The organism is Kordia jejudonensis, assembly GCF_001005315.1.
Taxonomy (GTDB): Bacteria; Bacteroidota; Bacteroidia; order Flavobacteriales; family Flavobacteriaceae; genus Kordia; species Kordia jejudonensis.
This window is the reverse complement of sequence record NZ_LBMG01000009.1, coordinates 1-19,717: the sequence shown is the minus strand read 5'-3', so window position 1 is coordinate 19,717 and position 19,717 is coordinate 1. Positions and strand designations below refer to the sequence as shown.

21 protein-coding genes are annotated in these 19,717 nt (G+C 33.4%); 10 read left to right on the top strand and 11 right to left on the bottom strand.

Annotated features, from left to right (window positions below; translation table 11 throughout):
* Positions 1 to 138: 138 nt before the first annotated feature.
* From AA089_RS06535 to yiaA, 4 genes are all read right to left on the bottom strand, one after another.
* The gene (locus AA089_RS06535; RefSeq protein WP_046756130.1) at positions 139 to 693 is read right to left on the bottom strand and encodes a GDYXXLXY domain-containing protein; all 555 of its coding nucleotides are present in this window, start codon (positions 691 to 693) and stop codon (positions 139 to 141) included.
* Entirely contained in the window at positions 690 to 1,979 is a 1,290-nt protein-coding gene (locus tag AA089_RS23570) for a DUF2157 domain-containing protein (RefSeq protein ID WP_053002241.1), read from the bottom strand. Before AA089_RS23570 ends, AA089_RS06535 begins: the two co-directional genes overlap by 4 nt.
* A gap of 24 nt (positions 1,980 to 2,003) precedes the next feature.
* Positions 2,004 to 2,270: a hypothetical protein gene (locus AA089_RS06525; protein ID WP_046756129.1), complete on the bottom strand. Its 267-nt coding sequence runs from the start codon at positions 2,268 to 2,270 to the stop codon at positions 2,004 to 2,006.
* 75 nt (positions 2,271 to 2,345) lie between these two features.
* The gene (gene yiaA / locus AA089_RS06520; RefSeq protein ID WP_046756128.1) at positions 2,346 to 2,819 is read right to left on the bottom strand and encodes an inner membrane protein YiaA; all 474 of its coding nucleotides are present in this window, start codon (positions 2,817 to 2,819) and stop codon (positions 2,346 to 2,348) included.
* Positions 2,820 to 3,000: 181 nt separating this feature from the next.
* On the opposite strand from yiaA, the gene AA089_RS06515 reads away from it, so the two are divergent.
* Positions 3,001 to 4,503, top strand: a complete 1,503-nt coding sequence (locus AA089_RS06515) for a tetratricopeptide repeat protein (protein WP_046756127.1) — start codon at positions 3,001 to 3,003, stop codon at positions 4,501 to 4,503.
* Positions 4,504 to 4,513: 10 nt separating this feature from the next.
* Here the strand turns inward: AA089_RS06515 and AA089_RS06510 are convergent, their stop codons facing one another.
* Both AA089_RS06510 and lysS read right to left on the bottom strand, forming a co-directional pair.
* On the bottom strand, positions 4,514 to 5,581 hold the full coding sequence (locus AA089_RS06510) for a hypothetical protein (protein ID WP_046756126.1): 1,068 nt from the start codon (positions 5,579 to 5,581) through the stop codon (positions 4,514 to 4,516).
* 488 nt (positions 5,582 to 6,069) lie between these two features.
* Positions 6,070 to 7,755, bottom strand: a complete 1,686-nt coding sequence (lysS, locus tag AA089_RS06505; RefSeq protein ID WP_046756125.1) for a lysine--tRNA ligase — start codon at positions 7,753 to 7,755, stop codon at positions 6,070 to 6,072.
* A gap of 172 nt (positions 7,756 to 7,927) precedes the next feature.
* Here lysS and AA089_RS24200 point away from each other — a divergent pair, with 172 nt between their 5' ends.
* The 7 genes from AA089_RS24200 to AA089_RS06470 all read left to right on the top strand — a co-directional run bounded on the left by AA089_RS24200 (position 7,928) and on the right by AA089_RS06470 (position 11,340).
* Positions 7,928 to 8,086: a YqaE/Pmp3 family membrane protein gene (locus AA089_RS24200; RefSeq protein ID WP_082113219.1), complete on the top strand. Its 159-nt coding sequence runs from the start codon at positions 7,928 to 7,930 to the stop codon at positions 8,084 to 8,086.
* A gap of 137 nt (positions 8,087 to 8,223) precedes the next feature.
* Positions 8,224 to 8,931 (top strand): lipoyl(octanoyl) transferase LipB, encoded by a 708-nt coding sequence (gene lipB / locus AA089_RS06495; protein ID WP_046756238.1) that lies wholly within the window; start codon positions 8,224 to 8,226, stop codon positions 8,929 to 8,931.
* Between the two features lie 2 nt (positions 8,932 to 8,933).
* Positions 8,934 to 9,407, top strand: coding sequence for a hypothetical protein (locus AA089_RS06490; protein ID WP_046756124.1), 474 nt, complete (start codon positions 8,934 to 8,936; stop codon positions 9,405 to 9,407).
* A gap of 132 nt (positions 9,408 to 9,539) precedes the next feature.
* Entirely contained in the window at positions 9,540 to 9,896 is a 357-nt protein-coding gene (locus tag AA089_RS06485) for a hypothetical protein (protein WP_162200416.1), read from the top strand.
* 44 nt (positions 9,897 to 9,940) lie between these two features.
* On the top strand, positions 9,941 to 10,339 hold the full coding sequence (locus AA089_RS06480; RefSeq protein ID WP_046756122.1) for a hypothetical protein: 399 nt from the start codon (positions 9,941 to 9,943) through the stop codon (positions 10,337 to 10,339).
* 30 nt (positions 10,340 to 10,369) lie between these two features.
* Positions 10,370 to 10,855: a hypothetical protein gene (locus tag AA089_RS06475; RefSeq protein WP_046756121.1), complete on the top strand. Its 486-nt coding sequence runs from the start codon at positions 10,370 to 10,372 to the stop codon at positions 10,853 to 10,855.
* Positions 10,856 to 10,866: 11 nt separating this feature from the next.
* On the top strand, positions 10,867 to 11,340 hold the full coding sequence (locus AA089_RS06470; protein WP_046756120.1) for a hypothetical protein: 474 nt from the start codon (positions 10,867 to 10,869) through the stop codon (positions 11,338 to 11,340).
* Positions 11,341 to 11,429: 89 nt separating this feature from the next.
* On the opposite strand, the gene AA089_RS06465 is transcribed toward AA089_RS06470, so the two are convergent.
* Positions 11,430 to 13,880, bottom strand: coding sequence for a hypothetical protein (locus AA089_RS06465; RefSeq protein WP_046756119.1), 2,451 nt, complete (start codon positions 13,878 to 13,880; stop codon positions 11,430 to 11,432).
* Positions 13,881 to 14,092: 212 nt separating this feature from the next.
* Between AA089_RS06465 and AA089_RS06460 the strand changes: the two genes are divergently transcribed.
* Positions 14,093 to 14,293 carry a hypothetical protein gene (locus tag AA089_RS06460; protein ID WP_046756118.1) on the top strand — a complete coding sequence of 67 codons (201 nt, stop codon included), beginning with the start codon at positions 14,093 to 14,095 and terminating at the stop codon, positions 14,291 to 14,293.
* A gap of 65 nt (positions 14,294 to 14,358) precedes the next feature.
* Here the strand turns inward: AA089_RS06460 and AA089_RS06455 are convergent, their stop codons facing one another.
* The 4 genes from AA089_RS06455 to AA089_RS06440 all read right to left on the bottom strand — a co-directional run bounded on the left by AA089_RS06455 (position 14,359) and on the right by AA089_RS06440 (position 17,456).
* Positions 14,359 to 15,885 carry a prolyl oligopeptidase family serine peptidase gene (locus AA089_RS06455; RefSeq protein ID WP_053002240.1) on the bottom strand — a complete coding sequence of 509 codons (1,527 nt, stop codon included), beginning with the start codon at positions 15,883 to 15,885 and terminating at the stop codon, positions 14,359 to 14,361.
* Positions 15,886 to 15,940: 55 nt separating this feature from the next.
* Complete coding sequence (locus AA089_RS06450) at positions 15,941 to 16,321, bottom strand: hypothetical protein (RefSeq protein WP_046756117.1); 381 nt, start codon at positions 16,319 to 16,321, stop codon at positions 15,941 to 15,943.
* A gap of 70 nt (positions 16,322 to 16,391) precedes the next feature.
* Positions 16,392 to 16,781 carry a hypothetical protein gene (locus tag AA089_RS06445; RefSeq protein WP_046756116.1) on the bottom strand — a complete coding sequence of 130 codons (390 nt, stop codon included), beginning with the start codon at positions 16,779 to 16,781 and terminating at the stop codon, positions 16,392 to 16,394.
* Positions 16,782 to 16,859: 78 nt separating this feature from the next.
* Positions 16,860 to 17,456, bottom strand: a complete 597-nt coding sequence (locus AA089_RS06440) for a ribonuclease HII (protein ID WP_046756115.1) — start codon at positions 17,454 to 17,456, stop codon at positions 16,860 to 16,862.
* 299 nt (positions 17,457 to 17,755) lie between these two features.
* Here AA089_RS06440 and AA089_RS06435 point away from each other — a divergent pair, with 299 nt between their 5' ends.
* The gene (locus tag AA089_RS06435; RefSeq protein WP_156168925.1) at positions 17,756 to 19,639 is read left to right on the top strand and encodes a putative porin; all 1,884 of its coding nucleotides are present in this window, start codon (positions 17,756 to 17,758) and stop codon (positions 19,637 to 19,639) included.
* Positions 19,640 to 19,717: the final 78 nt, after the last annotated feature.

Here is a 19,717-nt window from a genome sequence, read left to right as displayed (position 1 = left end):
TAAAAATTATCATAATTTTTAGCTTTCACAATACGTAGGGAAATTATTGATAGCGTAGTTTTTGAGAAATGCACATAAAAAAACACCATCAAATTAGAAGATAGAATGGTGTTTTGATATTTTTATTCGAAAACGAAGTTACTTCTCTACTGCATCTTTCATGGAAATTCTGTTTACTATAATATCTGTTAATACATGTGTGCCGTTTTTAATATGCACAACCGCGTAGATGGAATCTTCTTTTCCATTACGATTCAATTCTCTCGATAGAACTTCCGCGTCGTAGGCTTTTGATTCTTCCATATAATACCGATTGAAAGGTAAATCGAAATGAATATGACCATCATAATGATTCTTGATTTTTACTTGTATGTAATCAAAATTACTGTCAGATATTCTGTTTTTTTCAAGCGTTTCTAATACCGCATATCCATTTTCATCTTTTGAAAAATAAGCATAGCCAATTTCATGACGATCCCAACTTTCATCATCGGTTTTAAAGGCGTCAATTTGATAATCTAACGTAATGTATTTTCCTCTAAACGGATCATTTGGATCTATCGGCGCTGTTTTAAATTTGTATATATTATCAGAAGCAATGGTGCGTTCGTATTTGTAAACGATTTGGGCAGAAGCTACAATTTGAGCCAATACCATTAAACCAAAAAGTGCGTATATATATGTTTTTTTCATTGTTTTAGTTGTTTAGATTTTTGTTTTTTAAGCATGATGTAATTCGCAGTAAAAAATCCTGCACCGATAGCTACAAATAATAATCCTCGGATGGCAAATGACATGTTCGTGTCAAAAAATCGACAGGCAATTAACACCGTAATGATGAGCATTCCGTAATTGAGAATTCCGAAACTGAATGAATCTGCACCAATTTTAATTGCCATGACTCCTAAAATAAATAGTAGAATGTTTATTAACACAGTTGGCATTACATCATCAAAGAGTCCAAGCATAAAAATTATAGTAAATATCAGGAATACATATTGAAACAAATTCACACCTTTTTCTTGCTTCGATTTTATACTTGTGTACAAAGTAATACAGGCAATACAGAACAAAACTACAGCACAGAAAAATTCTAAAGAGTAAAAGTGTACATCATTAAATTCATGCTTCCAGATATAGCGAAAACTCAAAATAAGCAATACAATCACTGTTCCTAGCGAACCTAAAAAGCGATATCCGTTTTGAAGTAATGAGTTATTTTTAAAGTATGAAAGTTGTCCAATATTATATAGTATTCCAAATACGAGTATGTACATTAAAAATCCGACACCTTCGCTCGCATCAATACAAACAGGCAATGAAATGATGAGACTCAGCGGAAATAACCAATGGAGAATATACAAAGTTGGCGATTTTACATTTTGGCGCATCATTTTAAAATAGTTGAACAAAGGGAACAACAGCAATAAAAAGTACGTGTGCGGAATTGTAGTAGTATGTCCGTAAAAACGATAACCCGCTTCAAACGCGTAATAGGTCATAAATATTAAGTGTAAAATGATCGCCGATTTAGACTTAGTTACGTATAACAACGGAAGACACAATACAATCCAAGCGAGTAAAAACGATTCTAAATTTCCAGGAATATTATAAATTTGACTTATTAAAGAAATACACGCGCCAACACTGAAAAACAGAAACACAGTTGCAGTTTCTTTCCAAGTATTGCTTTTATTTTTATAAATGCTAAAACCTAAACCAACTTGTCCAATTAGCATAGGTAGAAAAGCGAAAAAGACTTTTGTGAGGCGTGAAAAGTTATCCCAATTGTGCGCCATAATTAGGATAATTCCTAATCCGATAAGTGTAGCACCTAAAATTCCAAAAACAGTAAACAATCGGCTGGTGCCAGACGCTTCATCTTTTTGGTAAAAGGCTTTTATATTTTGAGCAATTTCTTCCGTAATGATGCCGTTTTCGACCAATTCGGGAAGTGCTTGTTTGATTTTTGAACTCATAAGTTTTGTTTTTTGAGTATTTTTCTATTGATAAGGATACCATAAAAAGGTTAAGATGATTATTAAAAATAGCATTGCAAAAAAGATACTATTTTTAAGATAGATGTTCTTCATTTTTCGAATAAAAACATGATAAATAACTCCGAAAATAATTCCTACAACAATAAAAAAAGGAATCGATAGTGCTAAAATTAGACTTACGCCACCGCCGCCAACAGGAACGAAAAGGCTCAATATAAAAGTTAGAAGACCACTAAATACTAAAATAACTGATTTTAAATGCTTCTTCATTTTAGATATATTAAAAATAAACCTCGCAACAATCGATATTCATATCGTTACGAGGTTCAGGTAATCAACCAACATTTAAGCTTCTTGATTTTTTAATGCTTGTAAATCTCTGGTGTTTTTCTGCACGGCTACGGACGCAAATAAGCTCAATGCGAATGACATTCCGTAAAATCCTTTTTCACTCAATTCCAATTCGGCATTCCACAATCCGACAACTAATAATAGGATAGAAGCCAAGGTGGTAAACCAACTTATTCCATAATAAATATCTGTTACGGGAATTCCTTCCATTCTATCTCTTACGGCTTTCTGTACCGAAACCACGGAGAACAATCCGAATAATAAAATAGTGAAGTAATATCCTTTTTCATTCAATTCCATGCCTGCATTCCACAATCCAACGCAATAGGCAACCATTCCAATTAATAAAGCCGCCCATGATGCCGAAATAAACGCTGGCGTTGGCTTAAAAGGGTTTTTCTCTTCTTTCTTAGTTTCTAAAGGTTTCTTTGTTTTTTCTCCTAAGTTTAAAAATTTTTGATTTTCCATACTACTATAATTTTAAATGTTACTTGATTTAATTTTTGTTTGTTAATTACAGGACAAATATGCGGTGGGATTTTTAGCTACAAAATTCAATTTTTCAATAAAAAAGACTATATTTATATGATAAAAATATATTTAAATAATTGATAATAAGTAATTTAAATAGTTTAAAACCGACGATATAATGATTGCAATTGATATCATGATTTCTAAGTTTTCGAAAGAAGAACAACAGGAATTTGTAAAATATCTTACCTATAAAAACAAGCGTCACGACACGAAAAATGTACAATTGTTCAAGTTGTTACTCGCCAATTGTCCCGCTAAGGAAATTCCTAAAAAATTATATGGAACCGATAATAAAAGTGCCTATCATGCTTTGCGAAAGCGTTTGTGGAGTTCGCTGCTCGATTTTATGGCAACACAAAGTCTCACACATGAAGTTTCCGACGAACTCGATATTACCAAACGTGTGTTGGTAGCGCGGAACTTATTATTGCAAAAACAATACAAAACTGCTTTTAAAGTATTGCACAAAGCAGAAAAGAAAGCACGTGACATTCTGCATTTTTCATTGCTAAATGAAGTCTATCATACACAAATACAATATGCACACACAACTTCATTTGCGCCGCCGCTAGAAACGTTGATTGAGAAGTTTACGGCAAACCAACAGGATTTTTTACAAGAAGAAAAACTTAACATGGCGTACGCAGTCATCAAAGAAAGTGTGCAAAAAGTTGTGTATCAAGGCGAAGTAATTTCGTTTCAACAACTAATTCAAGAAACCTATGCACGTTTTGGAATATCGCAAGAAATCGGATTGACCTACAAATCGTTATACCAATTGGCACAAATGATTAGCTCGGCAGCTTCGGTAACCAAAGATTTTTCTACAATTACACCATTTTTACTAGAGAATTACAAAGACATTTCCAGTCGACTGAAACAAACGGATAAGCATTTATTCTATCACATAAAAGTATTATACATTATTGCGAATATCTTTTTTAGGAAGAAAGCATTTGCCGAAAGTTTAGAATATTTAGAGCTTATGTATCAAGCAATGGAACGTCAAAAACGGAAACATTACAAAGATGCTTTGTTGTCGTATAAATGTTTGGTAGCACTAAGTCATAACTATTCAGGGAATGCCACAGAAGCCATTTCAATTCTAGAAAGTATCCTGCAAGTAAAAAAGTTTGACTTAGAAGTGATGTTAGATGTACATTTAAGTTTGATTGTATTTTATTTTCAACAAGGAGAATTTAAAAAAGCACAACAAATATTTTCTAGATTTTACCATACAGACAAATGGTATGAAGAAAAAGCAGGTATTGAATGGGTTGTAAAGAAAAACCTCATTGAGTTGTTATTGCACATCGAATTGGGGAATATTTCCTATGTCGATTCACGTTTTACGAGTTTTCAACGGAAGTATTATCCGTTCTTAAAAAAATCAGGAGAACAGCGTGTGATTACCTTTTTAAAATTTGTAAAAAGCTATTATCAAGCGCCTGAAAATGTAACTTCAGATGAATTTTTGTCAACGGTAGAAGCTTCTTTTGAGTGGACTTCGCCTGAACAAACTGATATATTTGTGATGAGTTTTTACGCTTGGCTCAAAGCCAAAATGAACAAAACCGATTTATATCAAACCACGTTAGCGTTGGTAAAAGCGAGTTAGTTAGCGTGTTTTAGCTTTTCAAATCATCAACGGTATCAAGTGATTCATACAACGCATTTATTTTTAAATAATAATTTAAATACTTTCGTAAATACGCATAATTTGGATCTTTATCATCACGTTCTTTCGAGATAAATTGAAAGAAATAGCGTTTATTTTTATATTCAATCAATGTGGCAACACCATAAATTACATTGCCTTTTAACGAAATAGAAAACTCAGTTTCTTCAATTAGAAAATCATCAGATTTATATTTTTTTGGATAATCATACATAAAATATCCATTATACGAACGTTCTGCTAACTTTTCGCGAAATATGCTCCATTGTTCAGACAATGTTTGGTCTTCTACTTTTGGCTGCACATCATAAAAAAAGTGATATTTAGAATACGAAGCTACAATTGGAGTGTCTGAGAAATCTTTTGTTTCGTACATATGAAAACCTTTAAATAAGCGCACTTCCACATTAGGAATAATGTTTACAATAGAATCTTCACTAAGTTGTGTAATTTCTTTTAAACGATCTTCTTCTCCAGTAATAAATGCCGCAACATTAATTTTTTTACGTTTTTTGGTCGGAGGTGTCGTTACAACTCTCGTATTTTCATACGATGGTTCGTAAGTTACAGGCGGATCATTGGAAAATTGATCATCACTAGAATCGCCAATATTTATAAGAATTCTGAAAAGAAAAAGGATACCAACTACGGCAAGTGGCAATACTATTTTAGGAAAACCGCCTTTCTTTTTCCGATGTGTTGTGCGTTTTGTATACGTTGAATCGGTTTTTGAAAATACTTCATAATCCACAGTACGTTCTGGAATTGTTGCTGTATTTTCTGGACTTGACGTTGTAGAATTTGTAGCAACTTTAGTAGTTGGAACAGTGCTAGTTTCAGGTTTTGGCGTTCTTTTTTCAGGAACTCGTGGTCTTCTTTCGTCTTTATTGCTAGTTCGTGAACGTTCGTCTTTCTCTGACTTTTCAGTACTTTTTGTACTAAATTTTAACTTTCGCCTATCGTCTTTCTTATCGCGCGAACGCTTTTTATCATATCTGGAATCTCGGGAACGCTTCACTTTTTGGTTATTTAATTTATGTTAAAGATATAAAATCTAGCGTGCACACATCTATTGAACACAAAAAAAGCCTGAGAAATAGTTTTCCCAAGCTTTAAAATCTGATAAGATTAACTTACATACTTTTTATTAACACCAAAATGATGGGCAATCGCGATCTAACGTGTCGTCTGATGGTCCAATTGGACATTTAATAATAAGAGACACTTTCTTTCCGCCGCCAACAACTAAATATTTGCTGCTTAGATTAGAAATTGACTTTTTGTTAAGTGTTAAATTGTTTAAAATTCTTTTTTTCATAATAAATAAAGTTTGTTTTAATAATGGAATAAAAGTATCAAATCCGAAATGTGAAACAAAAGAGTTGTAGTCGCAATTCAAGGAATGTAAATGACAAAAGGCGGAATTGAATGCTCAATTCCTCCTTTTTGAATATGAACTCGTTTAAACAAGTTATATGGTATTATTTGTATGGTTGATAGAAAAGTTTAAACGACTTCAATAAAAAGTCCATCATCATTTTTCTCCACTTTAGCCAAGTTGTTTTTTGTCAATTCTTTTACAGACTTATCCCATTTTTTATTTGATAAACCTGCTTGTGCTTTTAAATCGGCTAACGGTAACTTTTCAGCTTTCTTTAAAATTTCAAATACAGCTTTCGCTTCATCAGTTAAAGGCACTTGTTTTTTCTCTGGACGCATTTGCGGGAAAAACAATACTTCCTGAATTGATGGATTGTTTGTTAAATACATAATCAAACGATCCATTCCAATACCTAAACCAGAAGTTGGCGGCATTCCGTATTCCAATGCACGAATAAAGTCGTTGTCAATAAACATTGCTTCATCATCTCCTTTTTCAGAAAGTTTTAATTGAGCTTCAAAACGTTCACGTTGATCAATAGGATCGTTTAACTCTGAATAGGCATTTGCAATTTCTTTTCCACAAACCATTAATTCAAAACGCTCCGTTAATTCAGGATTTTCGCGATGTTCTTTACACAACGGACTCATCTCTTTTGGATAATCGGTTATGAAGGTTGGTTCAATATAATTTCCTTCACATTTTTCGCCGAAAATCTCATCAATCAACTTTCCTTTTCCCATCGTTTCATCTACGTCAACTCCCATACCTTTAGCAGCTTCACGCAACTCTTCTTCCGATTTTCCTGTAATATCAAATCCTGTAAAGTCAATAATAGATTGTGTCATTGTCACACGTTTGTACGGCGCTTTAAAATCAATTTTGTGCTCGCCAAACGTTGCAGTTGTTGTTCCGTTTACGGCAATGGCACAGTGTTCTAATAACGATTCTGTAAATTCCATCATCCAGTTGTAATCTTTGTAGGCTACATAGATTTCCATGGCTGTAAATTCAGGATTATGTGTACGATCCATTCCTTCGTTACGGAAATTTTTAGAAAATTCGTAAACACCATCAAATCCGCCGACAATCAATCTTTTTAAATACAATTCATTGGCAATTCGCATGTATAATGGAATATTCAATGAGTTGTGATGTGTGACAAACGGACGCGCCGCCGCACCACCGGGAATTGGTTGCAAAATTGGAGTTTCCACTTCAAAATAGCCAGCTTCATTGAAGAAATTACGCATAGCGTTGAACAGTTTTGTACGCTTTACAAACACTTCTTTTACTTCCGGATTTACCACTAAATCAGCATAACGCTGACGATATCGTTGTTCAGGATCATCAAATTTGTCATACACAACGCCATCTTTTTCTTTTGGAAGCGGCAATGGTTTTAAGGCTTTACTTAATAAGGTAAAGTTTTTTACCATTACAGTTTTTTCACCAACTTTCGTCGTAAACAATTCGCCTTCAATTCCGATAAAATCGCCAATATCTAGTAATTTCTTGTAGACATCATTGTAGTGCGATTTGTCGTCTCCTGGACAAATTTCGTCTCTGTTAAAATACACTTGAATCTTTCCGTCAGCATCTTGTAACTCAGCAAATGAAGCTGAACCTTGAATACGACGCGACATCAATCTACCAGCAATGATTACCTGTTTACCTTCAGCAAATGATTCCTTTATCTGTTTCGAAGTATGATTTACAGGATAAAGATTTGCAGGATACGGGTTAATGCCAAGTTCGCGCAACTTTGAAAGTTTTTCTCTACGAACGATTTCTTGTTCTGATAATTGCATAGTATTTTTGTGTAAATTTTAAGTTGGCAAAGATAAATACATTTCATTAGTATACCAATGTATTGATTTGGAAATATTTGAACTAACATGAGTTTCTACAGTTTATAAACTGTAACATTTTTGAAGTTTTGAAGTCATATAACCATCATCAATCATCAAATTAAAAAATATTATGAGTATATGGAGAGTCTTACTGGCAATTATATTTCCGCCTTTGTCAGTATTAGATAAAGGTTGCGGGTCAATAGTAATTGTCTTTCTTTTGTGGCTATGCGGTTGGGTTCCTGGAACCATTGCAGCATTGGTTATTAATAATAATCCAAATCGATAGCATTGTATAAACGATAAACGAAAAAAGCTGTTTGAAACATATTTCAAACAGCTTTTTTTATGCATTTCAAATAGTTTTGCGAAAACGAATCTCCTTTTTTGAGAATGTCGTATTTTTGCAGTGAAAATAGACACGCTTTGAACAAAACAATACAGATACAGGATTTAGGGACGAAAGATTATAAGGAAACTTGGGATTTTCAAGAAGAATTATTCAAGGAGATTTTAGATACAAAAATTAAAAATAGACGTGAAGCTGCAAACTTAGAAACGTCAAATCATTTTTTATTTGTTGAACATCCGCATGTATATACATTAGGGAAAAGTGGCGATGTTTCTAATTTATTGTTAGATGAAGCGCAACTTACCGCAAAAGGTGCTACATTTTACAAAATTAATCGTGGTGGCGATATTACATATCACGGTCCTGGACAAATTGTTGGGTATCCTATTTTAGATTTGGAAAACTTTTTTACTGATATTCATAAATACTTACGTTTATTAGAAGAAATGATTATTCTAACCTTGGCGGAATATGGCTTGAAAGCTGAAAGGAGCAAAGGCGAAACAGGTGTTTGGTTAGACGTTGGTACTCCGTTTGCACGTAAAATTTGTGCCATGGGCGTTCGCGCAAGTCGTTGGGTAACCATGCACGGATACGCGTTAAATGTAAATGCTGATTTAGGGTATTTTGATAATATTATTCCATGTGGAATTCGTGGAAAAGCCGTCACTTCTTTACATGTAGAACTTGGAAAAGCACATGTAGATGAAAATGAAGTGAAGGCGAAACTATTGCATCATTTTCAGGCATTATTTGACGCAGAATTAAAAATGCAATCCTAATTATGAAGTTTGTAAAAATTGCATTGCTTGTTTTTACAGTTATCATCACAATACTGCTAGCTATATTTAGTTTTATTATGTATTCAGATACTGGAAGTTTTCAAGGAGCTTCTTCTGCGTTTTTCTTTTTAGCGTGTACGAGTGCTTTTAGCATTTATTTTCATCTCAAAACAGCAGCTTATTATCCGTTAAAGATTTTTGATAAAACCATTACAGAATTATCTAAGAAATACTGGGCATTGCATATTTCGTTTGGTGTAATTATGCTTTTATTAGGCGGCGGAATGATTTTACCAGCCATCAAATCAGGGAATTCACAACTGACTCAATACGGAGTTTATATTGGTCTTGGATTGTTGATTTTTGGAATTTTGACACTTATTGAAACCTATAAACTCAATGTGTTTGTCACGATTTACAAAAATCGTCGTGAACGTCAGGAAGAAATTGACGATATTGGTGTCACAGACGAATAATTGTATGCTATGCGCTTTCTGAAAATTATATTGATCTTCTATTCTTTATTAATCATATGCACTGTACTGCTTGTGGTGTATGAAGGATCAGCTACTTCGAATAAAAATGAACAATTTGTCATAGCTTACATTGTGTTTTTAATTACATCATCCGTCATTACTATCATATATCATATTAAAAGTTTCCGCTTTTACAGACGAGAAAACAAACAACGTTTAGACAAAAAACTGTCAAAATTCCTTTGGATTGGCGCCATTAGCTTTTATGGTATTTTATTATTTGTATTTGCACAAGGTGTGTATAATAATTGGAGTCGATATTTGAATGGAAATTTACAAGACAACGATTTCTTGTTTATAGCTATATCACTTATTCCTTCTTTAATTGGTTTGGTAGAAATTTCCTTTATGAAAAAACGGATCAAGCAATTAAAAGCTAAACGCGGCGTTAAAGAAGGAATCAATGATATTAAAGGTCTACACGAGTAATTGAACATATGCAACTTGTAAAAAATATACTTATAGTCTTCACAATGTTACTTTTTGTAGCTACACTAGGAATTAACTTTTTTATATGTACTTCAAATGAGGAAATTCCAGGACACTTATATATTTTATGGGTTTTGACGGCACTTAGCATGCTATATCACTATAAAAGTTACACGTATTATAATGAGAAAATTTTAAATGGTTTCGCAAAACAATTTTTACTATTATTGAGCCTGGCTGCACTAGGATTCAATTTTTTTATCGTGTATAAAACGACTCTCTCTTTATTTGGTAAAATGATGGATTATTATGGTTCCATTGTAGACTTGTCTATTGATCTTGCCAGTTTTCTTTTTGGACTTTTAGGCGTTTTTGAAATTATATATCTGTATAATCGAATACAACGAGTTGAGAAAAGCACTATTTTAGGAGCTGAAAAATAATTACATTTAAAGTCTTACGCACAATAATACATGGTACGTGTTTTAAAAATACTATTCATTTTGGTTTCTTTTTTCCTCATAGGATATGTTTTATACCTAATTTTTTATAAAATCATTGGACAAACAGATGCGTATGTTCCATTTGTAGTCTATTTGTATTTGAGTTTAGTATTATTCACGTCAACGGCAAATATTGTGTATCAACTCATGAGTTTCCAGTATTACAGACGAAAAGAAAATGTACATCTCACTAAAAAGTTTCCTAAAATTTTATGGATAGGCGGAATTTGTTTCGCAGGACTTATGCTCTGTGCTGGCGGTACAGGTTTGTTCAGTGTTTTATCTAAGACGGTATATTATTTTGATTACAAACAAGTATTATTTATCATCTCGTTTACGGGAATTGGCTTGTTGAGTTTTTTAGAACTTTCACTTTTGAAAAAACGAATTGCAATGCTTCAAAAAGAACATGAAGCCAAAGACGATATTGAAACTATTGGGAATACAACTTTTTAAAATTAGATAGCATGCGTATTTATAAAATCATATTAATGAGTCTTCTGACCATTTTAATCCTAATGATGTTGATAGGCTTCTTTAGCATTTTTCAAGTTTCAGAAGAATATTATTTTATTCTTTTCTTTATATTGTTTGCAGGTATAGGAATTGTCGTAAGTTTATTATCCTTTCTATATCATATAAAAAGTTTTCATTATTACAGAAAATCCAAATCTCCCAAGACAACGGGAAAATTAGCTACTTTTTTATCTGTTTCTAGCATTATTTGTGGTATATATTATTTTTTATTTGCTGTTTTGGCGACTTTAGGAAAATTAAGTTCCTCTGAGGAATTATTAGTTCGAGATATCATACTTATTATAGTAATAGCTTTGTTTGGAGTGTTAACCATCCTTGAAGTGGTCATTACACAAAAACAGATAAAAAAACTTCTAAGCACATATAAAGCGAAAGAAAGTATAGAAACTATTGGGGATTTTTAGTTTTGAGAATTTAGAATTAAGTAGTGAGTACAAAGATTTTTTTGCCAAAACCTAAAAACCCAACACCTAACACCCAAAAAAAACAATACCTAATTCAACTTATACACTAACACGGTATTTTCTTCGCCTTTGGTTACAAACTCCAGTTTTGGATCTTTATCAAAGTTTTCTAAATCAATAGCCGAACTTCCATAAGCTGGAAAACCTGGAATTGACTTCGCATTGCTGTCAAACAAATACACTTTTTGCGCGTCAATATCTGTAATGGCAACGTAAATTTTATTTCGAATGAAAAAGATTTCAGGTTTACTATACGAACCAAAATCGAGTTCTACCGTTTTGTCTTTTATACGTAATTTATTCTCAAAGAAACTCACCAGTGTTTTACTTGTCATGGTTACATCGTGAGTTGCTTCAACAGGCAATTTCGTTTTGTCAATTTGTCCTTTGCTATCAATCTGAATCAAATTTCCATTGCGATCAGAAGTTGTAAACAAGTTGTTGTGAATGTATATTTCATTATCCGAAAACTGAATATTTTCTTTTACCGTAATTCTTGGCGATCCAGTTCGTGATAAAATATGAAGTTTCCCATTGCTTTCTTGAAATGTAATATAATCTTTGGTCAAGACTCTAAAATGCTGTGGCGGATTGATAAAATCGTTTTCCGAACCAGAAAATTTGAAGCCTGAAACCTTTTTGCCTGCTTTGTCGCGCATGACAACTTTATTTCCTTCTGTAAATACAAAACGGTAATTTTTAGACGAATCGTAATCAAAAATAGCAACAGGTTGCGTGTATGTTTCGTTGGCTTTCGTCGGATACGGTTTTACAGCGTTTCCTTTTCTATCCAAAATATAGAAAGTTTGCGGCGTCGTAATTGCCAATTGTAAACGGCCATTTTTATACAAATCGACTTGAGAAATAGCGCCTAAAATTTTTCCATCCAATTGTTTTTTCCATAAAACTTTTCCCTGCGTAGAAATCAAATACAGCATATTCGCTTCATCTTGCACCACAATTTCTCTGCGTTTGGTAATATGATTTTTCACAAATTGCGGATCAGTAGCAACAGGAGTATCTAATACAATATTCAAAATCTGTGAAACCGTATTTTCTGTTGGTTTCGCAGTATTTCGTTTCAACAATCCATGTACATGTGCATAATTGCTTCCTTTTTCATTGGTAAACTGTAATGCGGCAAATGGATAATCATCTACATTGATACATTTTATTTCTTTTTGATATGCTTTTTTTGTGCTTTCCGCGAAAGTACTCTTAAATGTTTTCGTATTTATAAATGATACTACAGACGATTCGTCGCTCAAGTTTTCCATGGTTTCTTGATAGTTTTTTTGAAAAGCAAGCGTTTGTTCATCGCTATACAAAGCAGATAGAATATACAAATCTTTCAAACCATCGGCGCTTGTAAAAACAATATATTCATCAAGAATAATAAAAAACTGATTGTCAAAAGTTTCTATAAAAGGTGTAAAATCTCCTTGAAAAAGTGTAGCATCTTCATTTTCTCGAATTGCATTATACCTAGCTTGACTCTGAACACGATTGTTTTTTAACTGTGTAGCCGCTTCATTGCTGGAAGAAATAAAACGCAGTCCCGTAAATGAACGTCCGTTAAACGAAAACGAGCAAACTTCTTCCAAAGCATCTAGCATAGAATTTTGAGTTTCTGGATGAAAGCTCTTATACGAATCAAATGCAATGGTGGTAAAATGTGAAAAAAATGGCGGAATCACTTTTGCCATTTTATGTTCGCGTGGCGATGTATTTTTTAACGAACTCAATGTATGTGACAGCGAATCGTTTTCGGTAATGATTCCTGTAAAGCTGATTTCATCTTGTAAAATATCAATATCGAGCGCCATTTGTTCTCCAAAATTTGCAACGACATTGGTGTCAGCATTTGGAAACAATTTTTGAAGTAAAGGCGAAAAATCTTTTGGAGTTGCCAATAAAGTTGCCGATTTACTTTCGTCAATAGTAGCGTATACGGCTTGTAATGGTTCAGAAATGATTGCTTTTTTGTGCGATCGGATACAATTTTCAATCAACAACTTTGAAGATGAGTTGACAAAAACACTATCGGTGTAAAATGAATAATTCACGTTTTTGCCAATAGTCGTTTCTATAATGGATGTATTATTGTACGTAATGCTCTTTGTAGTTGCTTTTTGAAGCGAATCTAACACAATCAAATCTGGATGCGATTTGGTAATAAATGTATATTCAAAACTATCTTTTCCCAATTCATTAAAACACAATAACGATTTTGAATTTGGATTGATGTACTGCAAATAGTCAACAAAAGAATTAAAATCTTGTTTGAACTTCGGCTTCTTAAATGATTGTAACAATTGATTGTTTTTTAGCTCACTTTTAAAACCTTCAAAATCATTAATCTGTAAAATGGCAGCTGCATTTTGCGGCGCAAACTTTAATAATGCGTATTCCTTTGGCGTTTCTTCGGTTGTACAACCAATGATAAAAATGCTAAGAATTAACAGCAGAATTCTTTTCATGTAAAATGTATTTAAAAATAGCAGTGATGTATTGCCCTTTGTTGATGAATAGTACAAAAATATAAAACTTATACGATTGTAATTTATTGTCGCACGGATAGAATTACAGTTGTTATTAACAATCAAATACATGCTAATTATAAATTTTAATTTTTTTGGGTAATGAATTCTTGAAATACACCCATACTAGTATAACATCAAAATTTTATATTATGAAAAAAGCAAAATTAAAAAAGTTGAAATTGAGTAAGCATACAGTTTCTGGATTAGGAGCTGATGCTATTGTTGGAGGAATCAGTGGTGGCGCTTGTCAACCTTCTGGTGGAGTTACCATTCCTGCAACAATAGGCTGTGCGCCATTTACACTTCCTGTAATTTGTCACGGAAGTGCTGGTTGTTTCCGTAACGGATAAAAGTTTAGCTACATGCTGAAAAGCGCTTTCATGTAATATGGAAGCGCTTTTTTTATGTCAACTACTTATTTTCTTAATTGTCGCAACCGATTAATTGCGTTTTGATTTTGAGGATCTAACGCTAAAGATTTTTCAAAGTTGAGAATTGCATTCTTTGTGTCTTTTGCATATAAATACACTTCTGCTAAACTATCGTATAAATTCCCAGATTTTGGATATAAGTAAGTAGCAAACTGAAAGAGTCGAATTCCTTGTTGTGAAGTTATTGGATTAAAACCGAGTTGCAATCCTAATTTATTAAGTTTCCACTCAGGAAGTTCAAAAGTAGGATGTTTTTGTACTAATTTTTGGTAAATATCTTCCAAGTTTAGATACTGTTGTTGTGCAGCTACATCATTAAAATCATGAATCGTAAACGGTTTTGAAAGTGCTTTTTTGGAAGTTTTTGATAGTAAATTAGAGGAAATTCCGTTTTCTTCAGGAGTATTTTCTAAAAAACGTACTGAAGTTTGATCATTTTTTAAATGCGCGTTCAAAAAATGCAAGGTGTAGGTTGAAACTAATTTGTATGAAGCCAGAATCTTCGCGTCACTTTTGTCTTGTCGTTTGTCTCTTGGATAAAATAAAATCCCAAACGAACTAAAATTTGAATGTGTTAAATCGTGAAATTTTAATTTATACGCGTCACTATATGTCAAACTATCATAAAATTCAAACTCATAATTCAATTTCGGATCAATCTTATCAGCCTTTAAAACAGCTTCTGGAATATCTTTTTGCGCCATATGAATAAAGGGAACATTCACGTTTGTAAGATCGTGAAAAGCAGACTTTTTTAGTGTTTTATAATTATAACGAATGCTTCCATCCAAACTTACAATTGCTTTTATATAACCGTTTCGCATTTGTGCTAACACATTAGACAATCCGCCAAAACTAAATCCCATAGTAGCAATCTTTTCAGTATCTGCATACGAAAGCGATAGTACTTCTTTTAGTAAAAACTCAATATCGCGCGCTTGTGCTTCTGCATCTTTTGCCGTTCCGCCTGTAAAATATTTAGTTTCGGCACCACGACTTGGACTTGAAATGACAACATACCCGTGACTTGCCAAATATTCGCACAATACAAAATTTTCAATTGACGATGCTTCATAACTTGGCGCATAAATTACAACAGGAAATATTCCATTTGCCACCGTACTATTTTTAAAAGCCTTTGTTGTATTGTTTAAAATAGCATTGTTATGCTCATTATTAACAGGATACGGAAACCAGTTTAACAAATATTCATTTGGCAAATGTTCCCATTCACGTTCTGCTTTAAAAATCTCTAAATAGGAGAGAATTGTTGTTTTTGCTGAAGATGTTTCTTGTGACGGATACCAAATGCTAATAGGAATTGGACGTGGAATACTTTTGCGAGTCCATTGCAATACCTTATTATACGTTCTTGTAGAATCTACTTTTTGATACTGTTGAAAACCTACAGTATAGCTGCCATGTTGTAGTTTGAAATCTTTTGGGAAAACCTGTCCAAATGCTGAAATGGAAAAAAAGATACTGATAAAAACTGCAAAAAATGCTTTCATGGTTGGTATTTACCATAAAAGAGTATGCGTTTTAAAAAATGTTACAGTTTATTTACTATTGTCTTTCAAAAGACATCAAAGGTCCGTCACTATGATATAGATAACCAATAAATAATTGACCATTCTCAAAAAAGTATTCATACGGAAGATCTTTTAATATGATAGTTTCTGTATTCAATACAAAATCATATACACCAGTTTCAAATACTTGTAAAATTTCATCCTGTTCGTTGGTAACGGTTAATTTATTTTGAATAAGATCGAAATCCCAAATATGGTCTGCTTGAAAATTTGGCGGTGCACATTCGCAGGTAACATTAACCATTTTCCAAACGCCAGCGATTGGATGTTGTGCAACATTGGTAGTATTGTCATCACTAGAACAAGAAGAAAATAGTGCGATGGATACAATTATAAGAAACAGTTTTAACTTCATAATAATCGGTTTTAAGTACTAACAAGACGTCATGCACACGAAAAAGTTACAGTTGTAAAAAATGACTTTGTTATTCTCTTTCAAAAATCATCAAAGGACCATCTGCATCCGCATTGTGTCCAATAAACAATCGATTTTCTTGAAAGTAATAATCATATTCAAGGTCTTGTAATATAATTGTTTCTGTGTTCAATACAAAATCATAACTACCATTTTCAAAAATTTGCAAATATTCGTCTTGCTCGTTTTCTACAGTAAGTTCATTGAGGGCAAGATCAAAATTCCAAATATGATCTGCTTGAAAATTTGGCGGTGCGCAAAAGCACGAAACTGTAACCATTTTCCAAACTCCTGCAATTGGATGTTCATTCACTGTGGTAGCAGTAGTAGTATCATCATCCGAACTGCATGAAAAAAATAATGCGGTACATACAATTACAAGAAGCAGCTTAAATTTCATAATAATCGGTTTTAATTATTAAAAAGATGCCGCAAGTATAAAAAGGTTGCGTTCACAAATAAAAAAAACGAAAATTCATTATAAATCTAGGGTATATTGCTCTGGAAGTAAACGAAACGACATACGATGATACTTTGTAGTGCCATATTTCTTAATAGCTTCGCGATGTTCTACTGTTGGATAACCTTTATTTTTTTTCCAATTATACATCGGAAACTCTTCATGAATTTTTTCCATATACGCATCTCTGTACGTTTTTGCTAATATAGAAGCGGCGGCAATATTCATATACTTTCCATCTCCTTTAATAACCGTTTGATGCGGAATATCTTTATACGGTTTAAATTTATTTCCGTCTACTATAATATGTATAGGAATTGCGGAAAGTTGATCCAACGCTTTGTGCATTCCTAAAATTGAAGCATTCAAAATATTAATTGTATCAATTTCAGTTGGAAAAATATGCGCAACACCAAAAGCTGTCGCTTCCAATTCAATCACGGGACGAAGGATTTCACGTTTCTTCTCGCTCAACTGCTTCGAATCGGTAAGAATTTCATTTTTAAAATTCGCTGGCAAAATCACAGCCGCAGCCGTGACAGGTCCTGCAAGACATCCGCGACCAGCTTCGTCGGTTCCAGCTTCTAATCCTTCAAGTAATTGTAGTGCTAACATAAGTACATTCGTATCAAACAAAACTATTCTATCTACGATTCAAATCAAAATAGAAAACAGGAACAGTTGTGGCTAAAAATCACAATTTATGATTTCAATAACAATTCTAGGCTTTTTATTTCGTTCAAAAAGTATACTTTTGTCAACAATACCTGTAAAAGATAGATGTATATAAATCATTTACACGTTAAAAAGCAAAACAAGTGAAGCATATTCTTTTCGTTATATTTCTATGTATTTCTGTTTTTTCAATACATGCGCAGACCAAGTTAGAGCCTGTACAAGGGAAAAAAGAGAAAATGAGCCAACAAGGCGAAGGCGATATTAATAATGTTGATCGATCTTCTCAAAAAGACAAAACAACTAAAGGAAAAGACTATGATATCAATCTGTACAAAATCATTTCGCACCAACGCGACACAACAGTTGTTGATACTACACTAACCATTGAAAAAGAATACAAGTACAATTACTTACGCAAAGACGAATTTGAATTGCTGCCGTTTTCAAACTTAGGACAAACGTACAATCGTTTAGGCTATTCGTTCGATATACCTTCCGCGTTTCCAAGTATCGGAATGCGCGCAAAACATTTTAACTACGAAGAAGTAGAAGATGTGCGCTACTTTAATGTGCCAACACCAACAACCGAGTTATTTTTCAAAACGGCAATGGAGCAAGGACAATTAATTGATGCGTTCATTACAATGAATACCTCCAAACGTATGAATCTGTCCATTTCCTACAAAGGAATGCGGTCGCTTGGAAAATATCAAAACATCTTAAGTAGTACAGGAAACTTCAGATTTACGACAAATTACCGCACAAAAAATGATCGGTATGCGCTGCGTGCTCATTTTTACTCGCAAGATGTGTTGAATAATGAAAATGGTGGTTTAACGGAAACTGGACTGGCTGATTTTCAAAATGGAGTAGAAGAATTTACAGATCGATCACGACTTTCGGTGCAATTTTCACAAAATGCACAAAACATCCTCGTAGGAAAACGATACTATATAGAACACGATTACAAAATATTCAAGCAAAAAGACTCACTACGCGATTCAAACCTAAGAATAGGACACACCTTTAATTACGAAACAAAATATTACATCTTTGACCAATTAGCGCAAAATGATTTCTTAGGCGATAGTTTCATAACGACAGGAATACGAGACAGGTCGCAACTTCGAAAACTATTCAATCAAGGAAGCGTAAGTTACACCACCAAAACCTTTGGTGATGTCAAATTCAAAGCCAATCATACAAAATACAACTACTTTTTTAACTCCATACTATTCAATACCACAAATAATAATGTGCTTCCCAATAAAATAGAAGGCGATGTAGTTGCTGTTGGAGGGGAATGGCGACATACCATAGCAGGAATTGATCTTCGAGCAGACTTACTAGCAAATCTATCAGGCGAACTAGGAGGAAACTACTTTAAAGGACAAGCGAAATACAAATTTAATGAAGATGCCAGTGCGGAAGCTTCCATAGTGATCAACTCAAAAGCGCCAAACTTTAACTTCATTATCAATCAAAGCGATTACATAGACTATAACTGGCGTACCGATTTTGAAAAAGAACGTACACAAAGTCTAAACTTTAGCTTCAAATCGAAAAAATGGGTAAATGCTGATGTAAGTTTTACATCCATGGACAATTACGCATACTTTTCTGGGTTAGACGCAAGCCAGCAAATAACGCCTTTGCAATCGCCTGATGCCATAACATATCTAAAAGTAAAAGTCGGAAAAGAATTCCGTTATGGTAAATTTGCGCTCAACAATACCATAATGTATCAAAACGTAACTCAAACGGGAGACATATTCAATGTACCCGAACTGGTAACGCGAAACACGCTATATTACACAGACAATTGGTTCAAAAAAGCCTTATTCATTCAAACAGGAGTTACATTCAGTTACTTTACGGAATACAATGCAGATGGATACAATCCTTTAATTGGAGAATTCTTCAGTCAAAACCAGCAAAAAATTGGAAACTTCCCTCGAATTGACGTATTCATCAACGCCAAAGTAAGGCGCACACGTATCTATCTAAAAGCAGAACATCTAAACTCTTCGCTCACAGGTTACGACTTTTTCTCAGCGCCAAACTATCCATATCGCGATTTCGTAGTACGTTTCGGTCTCGTTTGGAACTTCTTTTCATAATATAGGAAACGTTTCTAACATTGTAATTTCTGTAAAATATCAGTTTAATAATAATGGGGTTCCCATCTTTCCTTTCGT